The 18,914-nt window shown below is 68.7% G+C and carries 13 protein-coding genes; 9 read left to right on the top strand and 4 right to left on the bottom strand.

What is annotated here, in order from left to right; translation table 11 throughout:
* Positions 1-441 precede the first annotated feature (441 nt).
* Positions 442-834 carry a DUF1844 domain-containing protein gene (locus tag HQ308_RS15915; RefSeq protein ID WP_231476444.1) on the top strand — a complete coding sequence of 131 codons (393 nt, stop codon included), beginning with the start codon at positions 442-444 and terminating at the stop codon, positions 832-834.
* Positions 835-853: 19 nt separating this feature from the next.
* On the opposite strand, the gene uvrA is transcribed toward HQ308_RS15915, so the two are convergent.
* On the bottom strand, positions 854-3,772 hold the full coding sequence (gene uvrA, locus HQ308_RS15910) for an excinuclease ABC subunit UvrA (RefSeq protein WP_222647085.1): 2,919 nt from the start codon (positions 3,770-3,772) through the stop codon (positions 854-856).
* 210 nt (positions 3,773-3,982) lie between these two features.
* On the opposite strand from uvrA, the gene HQ308_RS15905 reads away from it, so the two are divergent.
* The 3 genes from HQ308_RS15905 to HQ308_RS15895 all read left to right on the top strand — a co-directional run bounded on the left by HQ308_RS15905 (position 3,983) and on the right by HQ308_RS15895 (position 8,299).
* On the top strand, positions 3,983-4,672 hold the full coding sequence (locus tag HQ308_RS15905; RefSeq protein ID WP_222647084.1) for an MBL fold metallo-hydrolase: 690 nt from the start codon (positions 3,983-3,985) through the stop codon (positions 4,670-4,672).
* Between the two features lie 163 nt (positions 4,673-4,835).
* Positions 4,836-5,858, top strand: coding sequence for a DoxX family protein (locus HQ308_RS15900; RefSeq protein WP_222627019.1), 1,023 nt, complete (start codon positions 4,836-4,838; stop codon positions 5,856-5,858).
* Between the two features lie 155 nt (positions 5,859-6,013).
* Positions 6,014-8,299 (top strand): ATP-binding domain-containing protein, encoded by a 2,286-nt coding sequence (locus HQ308_RS15895; protein WP_222647082.1) that lies wholly within the window; start codon positions 6,014-6,016, stop codon positions 8,297-8,299.
* A 56-nt stretch (positions 8,300-8,355) separates the two neighbouring features.
* Here HQ308_RS15895 and HQ308_RS15890 read toward each other — a convergent pair whose 3' ends face one another.
* The gene (locus tag HQ308_RS15890; RefSeq protein WP_027506754.1) at positions 8,356-8,808 is read right to left on the bottom strand and encodes a universal stress protein; all 453 of its coding nucleotides are present in this window, start codon (positions 8,806-8,808) and stop codon (positions 8,356-8,358) included.
* 127 nt (positions 8,809-8,935) lie between these two features.
* Between HQ308_RS15890 and HQ308_RS15885 the strand changes: the two genes are divergently transcribed.
* Together HQ308_RS15885 and HQ308_RS15880 are read left to right on the top strand one after the other, a co-directional pair.
* Positions 8,936-11,824, top strand: coding sequence for an alpha/beta fold hydrolase (locus tag HQ308_RS15885; protein WP_082544653.1), 2,889 nt, complete (start codon positions 8,936-8,938; stop codon positions 11,822-11,824).
* Positions 11,821-12,705 carry an ABC transporter permease gene (locus tag HQ308_RS15880; protein ID WP_027506755.1) on the top strand — a complete coding sequence of 295 codons (885 nt, stop codon included), beginning with the start codon at positions 11,821-11,823 and terminating at the stop codon, positions 12,703-12,705. The genes HQ308_RS15885 and HQ308_RS15880 overlap by 4 nt, the downstream gene beginning before the upstream one ends.
* Before the next feature lie 57 nt (positions 12,706-12,762).
* Here HQ308_RS15880 and uvrB read toward each other — a convergent pair whose 3' ends face one another.
* On the bottom strand, positions 12,763-14,925 hold the full coding sequence (uvrB, locus tag HQ308_RS15875; protein WP_027506756.1) for an excinuclease ABC subunit UvrB: 2,163 nt from the start codon (positions 14,923-14,925) through the stop codon (positions 12,763-12,765).
* A 109-nt stretch (positions 14,926-15,034) separates the two neighbouring features.
* On the opposite strand from uvrB, the gene HQ308_RS15870 reads away from it, so the two are divergent.
* Both HQ308_RS15870 and HQ308_RS15865 read left to right on the top strand, forming a co-directional pair.
* On the top strand, positions 15,035-16,558 hold the full coding sequence (locus HQ308_RS15870) for an ATP-dependent DNA ligase (RefSeq protein ID WP_222647080.1): 1,524 nt from the start codon (positions 15,035-15,037) through the stop codon (positions 16,556-16,558).
* Between the two features lie 23 nt (positions 16,559-16,581).
* On the top strand, positions 16,582-17,103 hold the full coding sequence (locus tag HQ308_RS15865) for a DUF402 domain-containing protein (RefSeq protein WP_222627027.1): 522 nt from the start codon (positions 16,582-16,584) through the stop codon (positions 17,101-17,103).
* A gap of 7 nt (positions 17,104-17,110) precedes the next feature.
* On the opposite strand, the gene coaE is transcribed toward HQ308_RS15865, so the two are convergent.
* A complete protein-coding gene (gene coaE, locus HQ308_RS15860; protein ID WP_222647079.1) occupies positions 17,111-18,328 on the bottom strand; it encodes a dephospho-CoA kinase in 1,218 nt (405 codons plus the stop codon).
* A 169-nt stretch (positions 18,329-18,497) separates the two neighbouring features.
* Here coaE and HQ308_RS15855 point away from each other — a divergent pair, with 169 nt between their 5' ends.
* Entirely contained in the window at positions 18,498-18,728 is a 231-nt protein-coding gene (locus HQ308_RS15855; protein WP_081821417.1) for a hypothetical protein, read from the top strand.
* The last annotated feature ends 186 nt before the right edge of the window (positions 18,729-18,914 follow it).

Below are 18,914 nucleotides of genomic sequence, written 5' to 3'. Positions count from 1 at the left end.
CTACGCGCTCCACACCGGCGCTCGTGCTCTCCGTCTACCTCGACACCGTGGCCACCCGATTTGTTCCCGCGGGAACCTTCCGAACGACGAAAACCCCGTCGCTCACGATCGAGATCGCGAGCATCGGGGTCCGGTACCGACCGGTCGACGGATGACACCATCCGCGGGCCACCCCGTCTCGTCGACGAAGCGCACCACTTCCCGATGTGGCTGGGAAGGACCGGAACCACTGCCCGGCGAACCGTGCGGTGGTGGGAGTCGGACTCCACTTGCTGCCTTCAGGTTCCGCATCCGTGCCCGGCACTCACGCGCCGACACGGACACACCTGAAGGCGGTCGTGGAAAGAAGAATAACACCAGGTGCCCTCGCGGACCGAATCCGTCCGGTCACGCACCGGGCGGGGACGTCGGTGTCGACGCATCGTGGCATCGTCTGATGTCATGACGACCCCCGATGATGCCGTTCAGGCCGGTGCTCCCCAGGTGGAGGGCGATGCGCCGCAGCTCGAGCCGGACGTGCGTGAACTGGCCGACGTCCCTGCGATCGAGGTCATCAGCCGCGCCGCGGTGATGCTCATGAGCTCCGCCGCCGAGAAGCTGGGACTCTCCGACGCGGATCCGTCCGACAGCCCCCACCTCGACCTCGACGAGGCGCGACGCGTCATCACCGCACTCGCCGGACTGGTCACGGCCTCCGTGGAGTACCTGGGACCGCACGCCGGCCCCATCCGCGAAGGGCTGCAGGCACTGCAGAAGGCGTTCCGCGAGCAGTCGGCGCACCCGGACGCGCCCGGCGCCGGGCCCGGCGAGAAGTACACCGGGCCCGTCCACTGACCGTCACGCGACGGCCCGGTCAGGAGACTGCGACAGGCTTGCGCTTGCGGGTCCGCTTGACCGGGACCGGTGGGGTCGAGGCGGCGTCGAGAGACTCCTGCAGGAACTTGCCGGTGTAGCTCTCGGGCACGGCGGCGATCTGCTCGGGAGTGCCCTCGGCCACCATCGTTCCGCCGCCGGATCCGCCCTCGGGTCCCATGTCGATGACCCAGTCGGACGTCTTGATGACGTCCAGGTTGTGCTCGATGACGATGACGGTGTTGCCCTTGTCCACCAGACCGTTGATCACCAGCAACAGCTTGCGGATGTCCTCGAAGTGCAGACCCGTGGTCGGCTCGTCGAGGATGTACACCGTGCGTCCCATGGAGCGCTTCTGCAGCTCTGCGGCCAGCTTCACACGCTGCGCCTCGCCGCCGGACAGCGTGGTGGCCGGCTGCCCCAGACGGACATAGCCCAGGCCCACCTCGTTCAGCGTCTTGAGGTACCGGTGGATCGAGGTGATCGGTTCGAAGAAGTCGGCCGCCTCCTCGATGGGCATGTTCAGCACCTCGGCGATGGTCTTGCCCTTGTAGTGGACCTCGAGCGTCTCCCGGTTGTACCGGGCACCGTGGCACACCTCGCACGGCACGTAGACGTCCGGCAGGAAGTTCATCTCGATCTTCAGGGTGCCGTCACCCGAGCACGCCTCGCACCGGCCGCCCTTCACGTTGAAGGAGAACCGACCCGGCTGGTAGCCGCGGATCTTGGCCTCGGTCGTCGCGGCGAACAGTGTCCTGATCTTGTCGAACACCCCGGTGTAGGTAGCCGCGTTGGACCGCGGCGTACGGCCGATGGGTGACTGGTCGACCCGGACCAGCTTGTCCAGCTGGTCGAGGCCGTTGACGCGGGTGTGCCGACCGGGTACCTGACGAGCGCCGTTGAGCTTGTTCGCCATCACCGTCGCCAGGATGTCGTTGACCAGCGTGGACTTGCCCGATCCCGACACGCCCGTCACGGAGGTGAGCACTCCCAGCGGGAAGCTGACGTCGATGTCCTGCAGGTTGTGCTCCCGGGCACCGATCACGGAGATCGTGCGCTTGGGATCGATCGGGCGACGTACCGCCGGGACATCGATGGCCGAGCGACCCGAGAGGTACGCCCCGGTGAGGCTCTCCGCGTTGGTGAGAAGCGTCTCGTAGGTTCCGCTGTGCACGACACGTCCGCCGCGCTCACCGGCGAGCGGGCCGATGTCGACGACCCAGTCGGACGTGCGAATGGTGTCCTCGTCGTGCTCGACGACGATGAGCGTGTTGCCGAGGTTGCGCAGCCGCGTGAGCGTGTCGATGAGCCGGCGGTTGTCCCGCTGGTGGAGGCCGATGGACGGCTCGTCCAGCACGTACAGGACTCCGACGAGACCACTGCCGATCTGCGTCGCCAGGCGGATGCGCTGCGCCTCGCCGCCCGACAGCGTTCCTGCCGCGCGCGACAGCGTGAGGTACTCGAGTCCCACGTCCAGCAGGAAGCCGAGGCGGGCCTGGATCTCCTTGAGCACCTGGCCGGCGATGGCCTCCTCACGCGGACCGAGCGTCAGCGTGTTGAGGAAGTTCGAGCACTCCGAGATGGACAGTGCACACACGTCGGCGATGGACTTGTCCCCGAAATCGCCCGCGGCGATGGTCACGGACAGGATCTCGGGGCGCAGGCGGGCACCCTCGCACACCGGGCAGTCGACCTCCCGCATGTAGCCGTCGTAGCGCTCCTTCATCTGCTCCGACTCGGTCTGATCCATCCGACGGTGCAGGAAGGGCATGACGCCCTCGAACTCGGCGTAGTAGGACCGGGTGCGTCCGTACCGGTTCTTGTAGCGGACGTGCACCTGATGCTCGCTGCCCTCGAGGACGGCACGCTTCACCTTGGCCGGCAGCTTCCGCCACGGTGTGTCGATGTCGAAGCCCATGGCGTCGGCGAGCCCGGACAGCAGCCGGCCGAAGTACTCGGACGTCTGGCCCATGGACCACGGCGCGATGGCGCCGTCCGCCAGGCTCAGATCGGGGTCCGGAACCACCAGTTCGGGGTCGACCTCCTTGCGGATGCCGAGTCCCGCACACTCGGGGCACGCGCCGTAGGGCGAGTTGAACGAGAACGCGCGGGGTTCGAGTTCGTCGACGGACAGCGGGTGCCCGTTGGGGCACGCCAGACGCTCGGAGAACCGGCGCTCACGGTCGGCGGCGTTCTCCTCGCGGTCGACGAAGTCGAGCACCAGGATGCCGTCGGCGAGGCGCAGCGCGGTCTCCACCGAGTCGGTGAGCCGCTGCTTGGACGACGCCTTGACGGTCAGGCGGTCGACCACCACCTCGATGTCGTGCTTGTCCTGCTTCTTCAGCTTGGGCGGATCGGTGAGCTGGTGCACGGTGCCGTCGACGCGGATACGCGAGTAACCCTGCGTGTTGAGCTGCTCGAAGAGATCGACGAACTCGCCCTTGCGGGTGCGCACGACGGGAGCGAGCACCTGGAAGCGCAGGCCCTCCTCCATCGCGAGCACCTGGTCGACGATCTGCTGGGGCGACTGCTTGGCGATGCGCTCACCGCACTGCGGGCAGTGCGCCGTGCCGGCGCGTGCGTAGAGCAGGCGCAGGTAGTCGTAGACCTCGGTGATGGTGCCGACCGTGGACCGCGGGTTGCGGTTGGTCGACTTCTGATCGATCGAGACCGCGGGCGAGAGGCCCTCGATGAAGTCGACGTCCGGCTTGTCCATCTGGCCCAGGAACTGGCGCGCGTAGGCCGAGAGCGACTCGACGTAGCGGCGCTGACCCTCGGCGAAAATGGTGTCGAACGCCAGGCTCGACTTGCCCGACCCGGACAGACCGGTGAACACGATGAGACTGTCCCGGGGCAGATCGATGTCGACGCCCTTGAGATTGTGTTCGCGTGCGCCCTGCACTACCAGGCGATCCGCCACGGTTGTCCTCTCCTTCGTCACGGCCCACGGCCGTGCAACGTGCTGCGTCGACTCTCTCGTCGACCGCGTGAACTGCCCACTCTTCGTCGGACATGTCGTGTTCGGACACGACAGGCTTCGACGACCATATGCCCGAGGTCCGACAGACTCGACCGGCCGACGGGCTCCGCGCCCGGCTCACGACCGGTCGTCGTGGGTAATCTCACGCTCATGACCGAGAATGCACCGACGATCTCTGACGACTACACCGGCGAGGTGTCCGTGGGGACGGGCTCGCAGCGCCGCACCCTGTCGCACGCCACGATCGTGAAGACCTCGGTGGGCCCGATGGACAACAACGCCTACCTCGTCGTCTGTTCCCGGACGGGCCGATCGCTGCTCGTCGACGCCGCGAACGACGCTCCGACGCTGCGCGCCGTCGTCGACCGCGTGGCACACGAGGTCTCGCTGATCGTCACGACGCACCAGCACTTCGACCACTGGCAGGCACTCGAGGACGTCGCGTCGGCGACGGGCGCCCCGTCGGCGGCACATCCGCTCGATGCGGAACCGCTCCCCGTCGCCCCCACTCGCCTGCTCGACGACGGCGACTCCGTGCAGGTCGGCGACGTCACCCTCGACGTGATCCACCTCCGCGGCCACACTCCCGGGTCGATCGCGCTGGCGCTCACGGACCCCGAGAGCGGCGTCGTGCACCTGTTCACCGGCGACTCGCTCTTCCCCGGCGGCGTCGGCAAGACCGACGGAGAGGCGAATTTCGTGTCGCTGCTGGACGACGTGGAATCGCGGATCTTCGGTCGCTACGACGATCGAACGGTCGTCTACCCGGGCCACGGCAAGGACACGACGCTGGGCTCGGAACGTCCTCACCTCCACGAATGGCGGACCCGCGGCTGGTGATCCGTCACCACGATCCGGTCCCCCGCCCGCCCCACGATTCAATCGCCGGGGCGGGGGGTATGGATACAGTTCGAGAGCGTCACATGCATGTCATGGGCGTGAACAACCGCACTCGTGCAGCCAGAGCAGTCCCCCACACCACAGCCGCAACGCAGGAGGCTCAGTGATTGTCCGCCGGATCGCCCGACCGATGCTCGCATCCATCTTCATCGCAGGAGGCGTGGATGCGCTGCGCAACCCCGCCGGAAGGGCTCAGGCCGCGAAGCCTCTGATCGAGAAGAGCCAGGACGCCCTTCCCGACGAGGTGACGCAGAACGTTCCCTCCGACCCCGAGACGCTGGTCAAGATCAACGCCGCGGTGCAGATCGGCGGCGGATTCCTTCTCGCGACCGGTCGGGCGCCGCGCCTCGCGTCCACCGTGCTCGCGGGCAGCCTCGTCCCGACGACCCTCGCGGGTCACTCCTTCTGGAACGAGACGGACCCGCAGGCGAAGGCGCTGCAGCGCACCCAGTTCATCAAGAACGTCAGCCTCCTCGGCGGCCTGCTCATCGCCGCCGTCGACACCGAGGGCAAGCCGTCCGTCGCCTGGCGCGGTCGCAAGGCGGCCAAGTCGGCCAAGGTCGCCGTCGCCGGCGCCCTCCCGCTGGTGTCCTCCTCGGACAGCTCCGAGACACTCGCCCACGCCGGCGAGCGCGCCAAGGAGCTCGCGGGCGTCGCCGCCGAGCGCGCACAGCCGCTCGTCGAGATCGCCTCGCAGCGTGGCGCCGAGCTGGCGGACGTCGCCCAGGATCGCGGCGGCAAGCTCGCCGAGCTGGCAAAGGAGCGCAGTGCCAAGTGGGCCGATCTGGCCGCGGCACGCGCATCCGAGTTCGCCGACGTCGCCCAGGATCGCGGCAGCAAGTACGCCGAGATCGCCGCGTCCCGCGGTGCCGAGCTGGCCGAGAAGGCCAAGGCCGACGGCAGCGATCTGGCGGAGAAGTACGGCAAGAAGGCCCGCAAGCAGGCCAAGAAGTCCGGCAAGGACGCGCGCAAGCAGTTCGACGCAGCGCGCAAGGAGTACAAGAAGCAGTACAAGTCCACCAGCAAGGACGCGCAGAAGCAGCTGCAGGCCTCGCTCGAGGACGCCGAGAAGCGCGCCAAGGAGGCACGGGCCCGCGTCGAGGGCACGGTGCACCAGTACCTCTGATCTTTTCCCCGCAGCACACGGCCGGTGTTCCCGAGAGATCGGGGGCACCGGCCGTTGCCGTCGGGAGCCCGTAGACTTTTCTGGCGCTTCCGTGCGCCGCCGAGAGGTGCACGACCGCCCTCGTCACCCCGCCCCACTCGCGTACAGGAGACCATGTGCCGGATCAGGGCACCCCGACAGATCTGCACGACGCCGACCTCGATCAGGAACAACAGCGCGTCACCCTGCTCTACGACCGCCTCGACGCTCTGCGGACCTATGCACGGTCCCGGCTGAGCGCCGTCCTGCTCCAGACGGGCGGGACACCGCAGGCGCGCAGCGAACGCGAGTCCTACTCGGCCCTCTACAACGACGACATCGCGAAGTACGACGCGTCCGAGAACGGTCTGTGCTTCGGCCGGATCGACGTCGAGGACGACGCGCCGCGCTACATCGGCCGTGTCGGCATCCTCGACGAGGACGACGACTACCAGTCGTTGCTCTACGACTGGCGCGCCCCGCTGGCCCGCCCGTTCTATCTCGCCACGCCCGCCGCCCCCGAGGGCGTCGTTCGCCGTCGCCACATCCGGACGCGCAGTCGTCGCGTCACCGGGGTGGCGGACGAGTACCTGGACCTCCGGACGGCGCAGGACGCCGGCGTCGCCACCGGATCGGACGGTGTCGCCGGTGAGAGTGCTCTGCTGTCCGCGCTCAACGCCGCACGCACGGGACAGATGAACGACATCGTCGAGACCATCCAGCGCGAGCAGGACGACATCATCCGGTCCACGCATCGCAGCGTCCTGGTGGTGCAGGGTGGTCCCGGCACCGGCAAGACGGCGGTGGCCCTGCATCGCGCCGCCTACCTGCTGTACACGTACCGCAAGCAGCTGGACAAGAGCGGCGTGCTGATCATCGGACCGAACAGCACCTTCCTCGACTACATCGGCCAGGTGCTGCCCTCCCTGGGCGAGACGGGGGTGCTGCTGTCGACCATCGGGGATCTGTACCCGGGTGTCGACGCGAGCCGCGAGGACTCCGCGCGCGCGGCGGAACTCAAGGGCTCCCTCGACATCGTCGACGTCCTGATCGCCGCTGTGCGCGACCGTCAGGAACTTCCGTCGGAGCCGGTGTCGGTCGACTTCGACACCTACACATTGCGGATCGACCGCAAGATGGTCACGCGCGCACGGGGACGAGCGCGGTCCTCGCGTCGACCCCACAACCTCGCTCGACCGATCTTCGTGTCCACCATGATCGATCTGCTCGCCGACCAGTTCGCCGCCATCGTGGGCGGTGACGTGCTCGACGGGTCGAATCTGCTGAGCCGTGACGACATCGCCGACATCCGCGACGAGATGCGGGAGAGCCCCGAACTGATGGGTGCGATCGGCGCGCTGTGGCCGGAGCTGTCCGCCCAGGACGTTCTCGCCGGGCTGCTGGCCTCGGCCGAACGGCTGCGGACGGCCGCACCGGGGTGGGACCCCGAGGACCGTGCCGCCCTCGAACGGTCGGACGACGGACGCTTCAGCGGTGCCGACGCTCCCCTGCTCGACGAGCTCGCCGAGCTCCTGGGTATCGACGACGCCGCGGAACGCGAACGGGAACAGCGTCGCTGGCGCGCCCAGATCGAGGACGCCCAGGGCGCTCTCGACATCCTGACCGGATCGGCACCGCAGGATCTCGAGGACGAACTCGATCCGGAGATCCTCATGGCGTACGACCTCATCGACGCCGACAGACTCGCCCAGCGTCAGGGGCACGGACGCCGGTTGACGGCGGCCGAACGCGCGGCCGGCGACCGCACGTGGACCTACGGCCACGTCATCGTCGACGAGGCGCAGGAACTCTCGCAGATGGCGTGGCGGATGGTCATGCGCCGCATACCCAATCGATGGATGACCCTCGTGGGCGACGTGGCCCAGACGGGCGACACGGCGGGTGCCTCGTCCTGGCAGGACGTCCTGGGCCCCTATGTGGCGCAACGGTGGAAGCTGACCGAACTCACCGTGAACTACCGCACCCCCGCGGCGATCATGGAGATCGCCCGGCGAGTTCTCTCGACGCTCGACCCGGCCGCATCGATCCCGCGGTCGGTGCGGGACAACGGTGAGACGCCGTGGGCGCATCGAGTCACGGAGGACGATCTGGTGTCGGCGGTCGAACGCCACGTCGCCGCGCATCCGCGCCCGGGGATGTCGGCGGTGCTGGCACCCGCGGACATCGCCGCGCGGCTCGCACACCTGGGGGCCGACGACGTCCGGGTGTGCACGGTGCGCGACGCGAAGGGACTCGAGTTCGACTCGGTGCTCATCGTGGAACCCGCACGGATCGTGGACGACTCGGCCCGCGGCCTGAACGATCTGTACGTCGCGCTCACGCGCGCGACACAGCGGCTGGGAATCGTCCACACATCGCCGCTACCGAACGTGATGGGACCCATCGCCCCCGTGACGCAGTGATGCCGTCACGGCACGATCGGATCGTGCCGTGACGGCATCCAGCGGTGGTTCGAGCGTCAGTGCGTGGTGTGCACGATCAACACGTCGCAGCGCGCCTTGCGAGCCGCATCGGACGGAACCGAGCCGAGCAGGCGGCCGGTGAGCGAGTTCAGTCCACGGTTTCCCACCACGAGCAGATCCGCCTTCACCTCGCCGACGAGCTCGAGCAGCGAGTCGACGGGGTTGCCCACCACGGGACGCTCCTCGATCGACGAGGCGCCGGCCGCCACCGCACGCTCCCGCGCGACACGCAGAATCTCCTGTGTCGGAGCGGATCCCGTGATCTGGTACGCGTCGTCCTTCAGTGCGTCCGCGTCCTGCGAGGACGCCTTCGAGTCCGCCGGGTAGTACGCACACGCGATGTAGAGCGTCGCGGCGGAATCGCCCGACAGCGCTGCCGCCTTCTCCACGGCCCGCAGTGACGAATCGGAGCCATCGGTTCCGACGACGACGTTGCGGTAAGCGCTCATACATTCCTCCAGTGGTCATGTCCCGACGATCATCGAGTGTCGATTCGAGACATTAGTCGCAGCGGCGACCGCCCGACGCGGCTTCCGGTCGAAAGCACGTGTCTCTCCCCTCGCATACATTGAAGTAATGCCACGACCCCGATTCCGGTTGCCCGGACGCGCCTCGACGCTCGGACGACCGGTGATCGTCGTCGTCGCGGTGCTCGTCGTCCTCGCCCTCGCCGTGGCGTCGTTCGCACTTCTGCGCGACTCGAACGGTTCCGCGTCGTCGGTGCGGACCGAGGACGCCGTCCGCACACTGCCGGAGAGTCCGGGCAGCAGTGCCACCGTCGACATCGACACGACGCTGTACCTGCCGGACACGGACGGGCCCGTACCGGCGGTGTTGTTGGCCCACGGCTTCGGCGGCGACAAGAACTCGGTGGCCGCCCAGGCACGGGATCTCGCGTCGCGAGGGCTCGTCGTCCTCGCGTACAGCGCGCGCGGCTTCGGCCTCAGCACCGGCAGCATCGGCCTCAACGATCCCGATCGTGAGGTGGCCGACGCTCGCGGGCTGATCGACTACCTGGCCACTCGCCCCGAGGTGCAACTCGATTCCCCGGGTGACCCTCGGGTCGGCGTCGCCGGTGGTTCCTACGGCGGCGCGCTCGCGCTCATGGCGGCCGGAACCGATCCTCGCATCGACGCGGACGCCGCCTCGATCACGTGGAACGACCTGAACCAGTCCCTCTTTCCCAACTACTCGGTGGCCGAGCCGTCGTCGCAGGCACCGACACCCGCCGTGTCCGAGGGCAGCGACGCCGGCGTCCTGAAGCGCGGCTGGGCCGGCATCTTCTTCGGCGCCGGTGCGGCCCCCGCTCCCGGTGGAGCCGGCGACGCTCCGACATCGACCGCCCCCGCTGGAGCATGCGGCCGGTTCGCCCTCCAGGTGTGTCTCGCGTACGCGGAGTCCGCGGTGAGCGGACAACCGTCCGAGGCCACCAGCGAACTGCTGCGTGCGCGCTCGCCCCGGTCGTTCGCCTCCTCGATCACCGCACCCACCCTGCTCGTGCAGGGCCAGCGCGACACCCTCTTCGGACTCGACCAGGCCGACGCCACCGCGCGGCAGATCGCGGCGGCCGGTGGCTCGGTCCAGGTGCGGTGGTTCGACGGCGGCCACGATGCCGGCGGGACCGACGCCACCGCGGACGGTGCGGTCGCGGACTTCCTGGTGCAGCATCTGATCGGGGACGGGACCGACTCCCCGCGCGCCGATTCGGCGTTCACGTACGCGTTGGCGGGCGATCCGACCGACCAGGGCGATCGGGCTCGCGAGCTCACCGCCGCCGCGTATCCGGGGCTCTCGGACGCCACTCCGACCGAACGCCAGGACTTCCCGCTCACCTCGGCCACCGGCAACGACACTCAGACCGTCGTCCGGCCGCCCGGTGGGTCCCCGGCTGCTCTCACGTCTCTGCCCGGGGTCGGCTCCGCCTCGGTCCTCGGCGGCGCCGCGGCCGGGCTCGGCGGGGCCGCGAGCGCACTCCTGACGGGCGACATCCCGGGACAGACCGCGTCGTTCGTCACGGAGCCGCTCGACTCGTCCTACACGATCGTCGGTACGTCGTCGGTGTCCGTCACCGTCGGTCCGACCACCTCGCCGAGCGGCACCGTGCTCTTCGCCAAGCTGTACGACGTGTCCGACGACGGTCGACGCACTCTGCCCAACGGCCTGGTGTCCGCGGTGCGGGTCCCCCCGTCCGACCAGCCCTCCACGGTGAGCGTCACGTTGCCGGGCATGGCATACCAGGTCGCCGCCGGGAATCGCGTCGAGGTGGCGTTCTCCACCACCGACCAGGCCTACGCCGTCCCGCTCGAGCCCGCGGCGGTGTCGGTCACACTCTCCGACGCCACGCTCGCGCTGCCCGAGGTACCCGCCGAGAACGCGGAGTCGACGTTCCCGTGGGTCCCCGTCGTGGGCATCGCGGGGCTCGCCGTGCTGGTCGCCGCCCTCGTCGCTCTCGCATCGTTCATCTCCCGGCGTCGCACCGTCGCCGAGGTGGACGAGTCGCTGGTGGACGTCCCGCTGGTGATCACCGATCTCGCGAAGAGCTACTCCAACGGCTTCCGCGCGGTGGACGGCGTGTCGTTCCGCGTCGGCGCGGGGCAGGTGCTCGGGCTCCTCGGCCCCAACGGCGCCGGCAAGACCACCACGCTGCGCATGCTGATGGGCCTCATCACGCCCTCCAGCGGCGAGATCAGGGTCTTCGGGCACCTGGTCTCTCCGGGGGCGCCGGTCCTGTCCCGACTCGGTTCCTTCGTCGAGGGGTCCGGATTCCTTCCCCATCTCTCGGGGATGGAGAACCTGGATCTGTACTGGAAGGCGACCGGCCGACCGGCGGAGGACGCCCATCTCGAGGAGGCACTCGAGATCGCCGACCTCGGCACGGCGATCCACCGCAAGGTCCGGTCGTACAGCCAGGGCATGCGGCAACGGCTCGCCATCGCGCAGGCGATGCTCGGACTCCCGGACCTCATGGTCCTGGACGAACCCACCAACGGGCTCGACCCGCCCCAGATCCGCACCATGCGCGACGTCCTCATCCGCTACGCGCAGACGGGACGCACGGTCCTGGTCAGCAGCCACCTGCTGGCGGAGGTCGAGCAGACCTGCACGCACGTCGTCGTCATGAACAAGGGCGTCGTCATCAGCTCCGGGACGGTCGACGATCTGATCGGCGCGAGCGGTCCGCTGGAGTTCCGTGTCGATCGGCCCGCCGATGCCGTCTCGGTGCTGCGAGGCATCGACGGCATGGGCGAGGTCGTCGAGGCGGAACCGGAGGGCGCGATCAAGGCGCAGCTCGGAGTGCTCGATCCCGCGATGGTGGTGCGGACGTTGGTGGGCGCCGGTATCGGCGTCTCCTCCGCGTCGCGATCGACACGACTCGAGGACGTCTTCCTCGACCTCGTGCACGACGACACCGACCGACTCCGTCATGCGGCGGAAGCATCCTCGGGGAACGGAACGACCACATGAGCGCCGACAGTCGACCGACGACCACCACCGCGGCGCATCCGGACGGCCGGGTCGCGGGGTACACCCCCGCGGGCACGCTGTCGCTACGGACCGAGCTGACGCGGCAGTTCACGCGGCGGAGAACCCAGTTGTCCCTGGGCTTCCTCGCGTTGCTGCCCGTCATCATGGCCATCGCGTTCACGGTGGGCGGGTCGGACTCCGACACCGCCAGCGGGAGCCTCATCGACCTGGGCACGCAGAGCGGGGTGAACTTTCTCGTCTTCGCCCTGTTCGTGTCGGTGGGATTCCTGCTGATCGTGGTGGTGGCGCTGTTCTTCGGCGACGCGATCGCCAGCGAGGCATCGTGGTCGAGTCTGCGCTACCTGCTCGCGGTTCCTGTTCCGCGAGGTCGGCTGCTGCGACAGAAGGCCCTGGTGTCGGCGATCCTGTCGCTCGCCGCGCTGCTCACGCTCGTGGGGGTGTCGCTCATCCTGGGCAGCGTGCTGTACGGCCTGGGGTCGCTGGTGTCACCCTTCGGCGATGCCCTGTCGTTCGGGCTGTCGATCGGGAGGCTCGCGATCGGCGTCGTCTTCATCGCGATCAATCTGACGTGGGTGGCCGGGCTGGCACTCGCCCTGTCGGTGTCCACCGACGCGCCCCTGGGCGCGGTCGGCGGCACGGTGATGGTGTCGATCGTGGCCCAGATACTCGATCAGATCACGGCACTGGGATCACTGCGCAACCTGTTGCCCGGCCACTACTCGACGTCGTGGACGGGCGTGCTGTCACCGACGCTGTCGTGGAACGACCTGCTCGACGGCGCCTTCTCCTCGCTCGCGTACGCCACGATCTTCGGCATCATCGCGTGGCGACGATTCGCGACGAAGGACATCACGAGCTGACGACGAGGCCCGGCACCGTGTCCGTCGGTGCCGGGCCTTCTCGTGTGCGAGGACGGGTCAGGACAGGCCCGCGGCGTCCATCCCGCGCAGCTCCTTCTTGAGGTCCTGGATCTCGTCGCGCAGACGGCCTGCCAGCTCGAACTGAAGTTCGCGCGCCGCGTTCATCATCTGATCGGTGAGCTGCTTGACCAGGTCTGCCAGCTCGGCGCGCGGCATGGTCGAGACGTCGCGCCCCTCCACGACACCGCTGCTGCCGGCTCGTCCCGCCTCGCCGGGCGCCCGCCGGCCACGGCTCGCGTTGCGGCCCGATCCACCGATGTCCACGGTGGCCTCGGTGTCCTCCGCCTCCTCGTACACCTGGTCGAGGATGTCGGCGATCTTCTTGCGCAGCGGCTGCGGATCCACACCCATCTTCTCGTTGTAGGCGATCTGCTTGGCGCGGCGACGCTCGGTCTCCTCCATGGCGTACTGCATCGAGTCGGTGATCTTGTCGGCGTACATGTGCACCTGGCCGGACACGTTTCGGGCCGCACGGCCGATGGTCTGCACCAGGCTGGTCCCGCTGCGCAGGAAGCCCTCCTTGTCGGCGTCCAGGATCGCGACGAGGGAGACCTCCGGGAGGTCCAGACCCTCACGGAGCAGGTTGATGCCGATGAGCACGTCGTACTCGCCGAGCCGGAGCTGACGTAGCAGCTCGACGCGTCGGAGAGTGTCGATGTCGGAGTGCAGGTAGCGCACCCGGATACCGAGCTCGAGGAGGTAGTCGGTGAGATCCTCCGCCATCTTCTTGGTCAGCGTGGTGACCAGGATGCGCTCGTCCTTCTCGGTGCGCTGGCGGATCTCGTGCACGAGGTCGTCGATCTGGCCCTTGGTGGGCTTGACGACGATCTCGGGGTCGACCAGGCCGGTCGGGCGGATGACCTGCTCGACGACCTCACCGCCGCTCTGTCCCAGCTCGTACTTGCCGGGGGTGGCCGACAGGTACACCGTCTGCCCGATGCGCTGCGTGAACTCCTCCCACGTCAGGGGGCGATTGTCGGTGGCCGACGGCAGCCGGAAGCCGAACTCCACGAGGTTGCGCTTGCGCGACATGTCCCCCTCGTACATGGCACCGATCTGGGGCACCGTCACGTGGGACTCGTCGATGACGAGCAGGAAGTCGTCCGGGAAGTAGTCGATGAGTGTGGCCGGCGCAGTCCCGGCAGGTCGCCCGTCGATGTGGCGCGAGTAGTTCTCGATGCCGGAGCAGAAGCCGACCTGCTTGATCATCTCGAGGTCGTACTGCGTACGCATGCGCAACCGCTGGGCCTCGAGCAGCTTGCCCTTGCCCTCCAGATCGGCGAGCCGCTCCTCGAGCTCGGCCTCGATGTCCCGCACCGCACGCTCCATGCGCTCGGGCCCGGCGACGTAGTGGGTCGCCGGGAAAATGCGCACGCTGTCGACCTGGCGCACCACGTCGCCGGTGAGCGGATGGAGGAAGTACAGCGCCTCGATCTCGTCGCCGAAGAACTCGATCCGGACGGCGAGTTCCTCGTAGGACGGGATGATCTCGACGGTGTCGCCGCGCACACGGAACGATCCGCGGGTGAACGCCATGTCGTTGCGGGTGTACTGCACGTCGACGAGCAGCCGGAGGAACTTGTCGCGCGGGACCTCCTGCCCCACCTCGAGATGCACCGACCGGTCCACGTAAGACTGCGGTGTGCCGAGACCGTAGATGCACGACACCGAGGCGACCACCACGACGTCGCGACGGGACAGCAGATTCGCCGTCGCCGAGTGACGGAGCCGCTCGACGTCGTCGTTGACCGACGAGTCCTTCTCGATGTAGGTGTCGGTCTGGGCGATGTAGGCCTCGGGCTGGTAGTAGTCGTAGTACGAGACGAAGTACTCGACGGAGTTGTTGGGCAACATCTCTCGCAGTTCGTTGGCCAACTGCGCAGCCAACGTCTTGTTGGGCGCCATGAGCAACGTGGGCCGTTGCACCTGCTCGATCAACCACGCGGTGGTGGCCGACTTTCCGGTGCCGGTGGCGCCCAGGAGCACGATGTCCTTCTCGCCCGCCTGGACCCGCTTGGTCAGCTCCGCGATGGCCGTCGGCTGATCGCCCGCAGGGCTGTACTCGCTGACCACCTCGAAGGGACGATCGCTGCGCTCGATGTCGCCCACGGGACGGAACTCGGAGTGCGCCAGGACGGGTTGTTCAGCTGCAAAAGCCATACCACCAGAGTAGGCCCGACCACCGACACAGTCGCCGTTCGGCGGGTCACACGACCCGGCCGCGGGTACACCGACCGTCGCTGTCGGACCTGCGCGTCACAATGAGCCCATGCTGCTCGCACGCGTCGTCGAGACCTCGGCCACGGTGGCCGCCACCCGGTCCCGCAAGGCCAAGGTCCTGGCGCTCGCCGCGCTGCTGTCCGAGTGCGCTCCCGAGGAGGTCGCCCTGGTGACGCTCTACGCGTCCGGCACTCTGCGTCAACGCCGTACCGGCCTGGGGTGGCGCAGCGTCGCCACTCTCCCCCCGGCCGCCGACGCACCGACGCTGACGGTCGCCGCCGTCGACGCGGCGTTCGACGCCGTCTCGACGATGGCGGGTCCGGGATCGCAGGCAGCACGCGCGGCGGCGGTGTCCGCTCTGTTCGGCAGCGCCACCGACACGGAACAGACCTGGCTGCGCGGCGTGGTCACCGGTGAGGTCCGCCAGGGTGCGCTCGACGCGCTGGTCCAGGAAGCCGTGGCGGCCGCGGCCGACGTCCCGCTCCCCGAGGTGCGCCGGGCCGCGATGCTGTCGGGATCCACGGTGACGGCCGCGACGGCCGCGTTCACCGGCGGGTCTGCGGCACTCGCGGAGCTGGGACTGACCGTGGGCCGAGCGGTGCTCCCCATGTTGGCCTCCAGCGCCCCCACCGTGGCCGAGGGCGTGGCGAAGGCGGCCGGTGGCGCCGCCGGCGCCGTGGCGCTCGACACCAAGCTGGACGGCATCCGTGTGCAGGTCCACCGTCGCGGTGAGGACGTCTCGATCAGCACCCGCAGTCTCGACGACATCACCGCACGCCTGCCCGAGGTCGTCGAGTACGTGCGCGCCCTGCCGCTCACCTCCGTGGTGCTCGACGGCGAGGCACTGGCCCTGGACGAACAGGGACGTCCGCGGGCCTTCCAGGAGACGGCGTCACGCACAGCGCAGTCGACGGGTGTGGCCGTGACGCCCTTCTTCTTCGACATCCTGCACCTGGACGGTGAGGACCTGCTGGACCGTGCGCTGCACGAGCGGCTGGCCGTTCTCGACGCTCTGATCCCGGAGGACAACAGGGTGCCGCGGCTGGTGACGGCCGACCTCGAGGCCGCGGACTCGTTCGCGGCCTCGGCGGTCGCGTCCGGTCACGAGGGTGTGGTCGTCAAGAACCTCGATGCGCCGTACGACGCGGGACGGCGCGGCGCCGCCTGGGTCAAGGTGAAGCCGGTGCACACGCTCGACCTGGTGGTGCTCGCAGTCGAGTGGGGATCCGGTCGCCGGTCCGGTCTGCTGTCCAACATCCACCTGGGCGCAGTGGATCCTGCCGGCGGGTTCGTGATGCTGGGCAAGACCTTCAAGGGCATGACCGACGAGATGCTCGCCTGGCAGACGGAGCGGTTCCTGGCTCTCGAGACGGGACGGACCTCGCACGTGGTGCACGTGCGGCCCGAGCAGGTCGTCGAGATCGCGGTCGACGGACTGCAGCGTTCCTCGCGCTATCCGGGCGGCATCGCACTCCGATTCGCGCGCGTGGTCCGCTACCGCGACGACAAGGTGGCTGCGGACGCCGACACGCTCGACGGCGTGCGCAGCATGTTCGCGCCGCCCGCTCCGTGACGGTGAGCGGTACGGTGCGGACCATGACGGGTCTGGCACACGTGCACCCACCGAAAATCGAGGTGTTCGACGTCGCGGGACGCACCAACACCGATCCGAAAGGTGTCGTCCGCCCGGTCGACGTGTACGAGACGACCGACTGGGGGCTCTACATGGCCCGTCCGTCGGACCATCCGTCCTTCGACTACCTGGAGTCGTGGATCGTCCCCAGCCTGGGTATCCGCGCGTCGATCTTCCACTACCTGCCCACGCATGTCCGCGACCAGAATCACTACGTCGACATCGGCGAGTTCGTCCGCGACGGGGACGTGTGGCACTCGGTCGACCACTACCTCGACATCGTCGTCCGTACCGGCCGCGACGCCGAGCTCCTGGACGTCGACGAGTTGCTCGTCGCGCACAGCACCGGGTTGCTCGACGCGCGGACGACGGAGGCCGCCATCCGTCGGGCGTCCGACGCCGTGGACGGAATCGCGGCGGCGAACCACGACGTCGACGGATGGCTCGCCGCTCTCGGCATGACGACCCACTGGGCGGATCGCTGAGGAGCGATCAGTCGGCTTTCCACCCCGTCCGAGCCGCCCACTCCACGACCTCGGGATACACAGTGTCGAAGTACGGCGCCTTCTCCCCCACGTACGCCTCGATGGCGTCCACGTACTCGCCGTGTTCCGCGGCTCGCGAGGCAGCACGGGTCTTCACGTCGAGGTACGCCTCCCGAGCGGCGGGGTCGGCGCGAAGCCGGTCTCGGAACATGAGCGCGAAGACCTGCCCGGGGTACCCGTCGACCCGGAGGTGGATGTTCACCGGTCTGCCCGGGTCGGCTGCGCCGTGCAGACGCTTCTCCCACAGTGCAGGATCGGCTTCCCCCGGCACCGCCGACGGCTTCGGGTCGTCGGCCGTGATGTGTTCGATGCGCGGAAAGGTGGCCGCCGTCAACGGATCGCCCAGTGCGTCCGCGGTGGCGAGATCCGCCACCGTCACCTGGATGTCGAGGACGTCCTTCGCCGGGAAGTCGGGAACCGCGGTGGATCCGATGTGGTCGATCCGTAGCGCTCGGTCGCCGCAGGCGAGGCGCACGCGATCGATCACGCGCTGTGCCTCGGCCGGCCACATCGGGTCGGCCGGCACCACGCGGGGGGCGGTCCGGGCCACGGTCGCCGAGCGGAGGTTGGCCGCGAAGAGCTCGAGACGATCGGCCCAGAGTTCACGGACGGTGGCCTCCAACGCCTCCGGTGTCCCGGAATTGTCGAGCCACACGTCGGCGGCGGCGCGGCGCTGCTCGTCCGTCGCCTGGGCTGCGATGCGGGCGCGGGCGTCGTCCTCGTTCAGTCCACGCGAGGCCACCAGCCGTCGCACCCTCTCCTCCGCCTCGACGTGGACGACCACGACGAGGTGAAAGGCTGCGGCGGTGCGAGATTCGACGAGCAACGGGATGTCGTGCACCAGGACGCAGTCCGGCGGAGCGCTGTTCACGAGTTCGGTCGTGCGCTGCCCGATCAAGGGGTGCAGGATGCCGTTCAGAGCGAGGCGGGATTCCTCGTCCCCGAAGGCCTTGGCCGCCAACGCCGGTCGATTCAGGCTGCCGTCGTCAGCCAGGATGTCCCCGCCGAAGCGCTCGACGAGAGCGGCCAGTCCGGGCGTGCCCGGCTCCACGACCTCGCGCGCGATCTTGTCGGCGTCCACCACCACGGCGCCGAGGTCGGCGAGGGTGCGTGACACCGTCGACTTCCCCGCGCCCATTCCACCGGTCAATCCGATTCTCAACACGCACCCAGTGTGGCCGAGTCCGGCGCGCAGCGCATCAACACGCCGCGAATCACCAGTCTCAAATGCACCATGTTTCCCAACCTGTCGGTTATCTTCGAGGCGCACAACAGGCTTTCGTATTTTCTCCGGAAGGCTCCGCGAGACGGTACTCGACAGGTAAAGGACGGGCATGAACACCATTGCGGGAGAGGGAGTCGGTCGGATGCAGTCCGGACGGCACCGCCTGGGCATGTCCGACGGCGTCCACTGCATCCTGATCCCTCAGGTCGCCGATGCGCTGGCGGAACATCGCCGCAACTGGTTCACCTCGCTCATCAGCCCTGCCCGCCACAGCTTCGCGTCCATGCGCAAGCGCGGCGTGCAGATGGGCACCGGCTGGAGTGCAGCCGCAGCGAGCTGACCCACCGCACCACCGACCACACGAGAGAAGGCCCGATCCTGCGCGGATCGGGCCTTCTCTCGTGTGTGGAGCCGGTCGGGTGCCGGTGCCACGAACGGGAGAAGCCCCGAACCTGTGCGGTTCGGGGCTTCTCTCGTTCAGCGGTCGATCAGCGGATCATGCTCCGCCGGGTCGGCGAATCAGGCT

Origin of the sequence: Rhodococcus sp. BP-241, assembly GCF_019836145.1 — a bacterium.
GTDB lineage: Bacteria > Actinomycetota > Actinomycetes > Mycobacteriales > Mycobacteriaceae > Rhodococcoides.
Note: the sequence above shows the minus strand (reverse complement) of the source record. Positions and strands in the feature narration are given on the sequence as shown.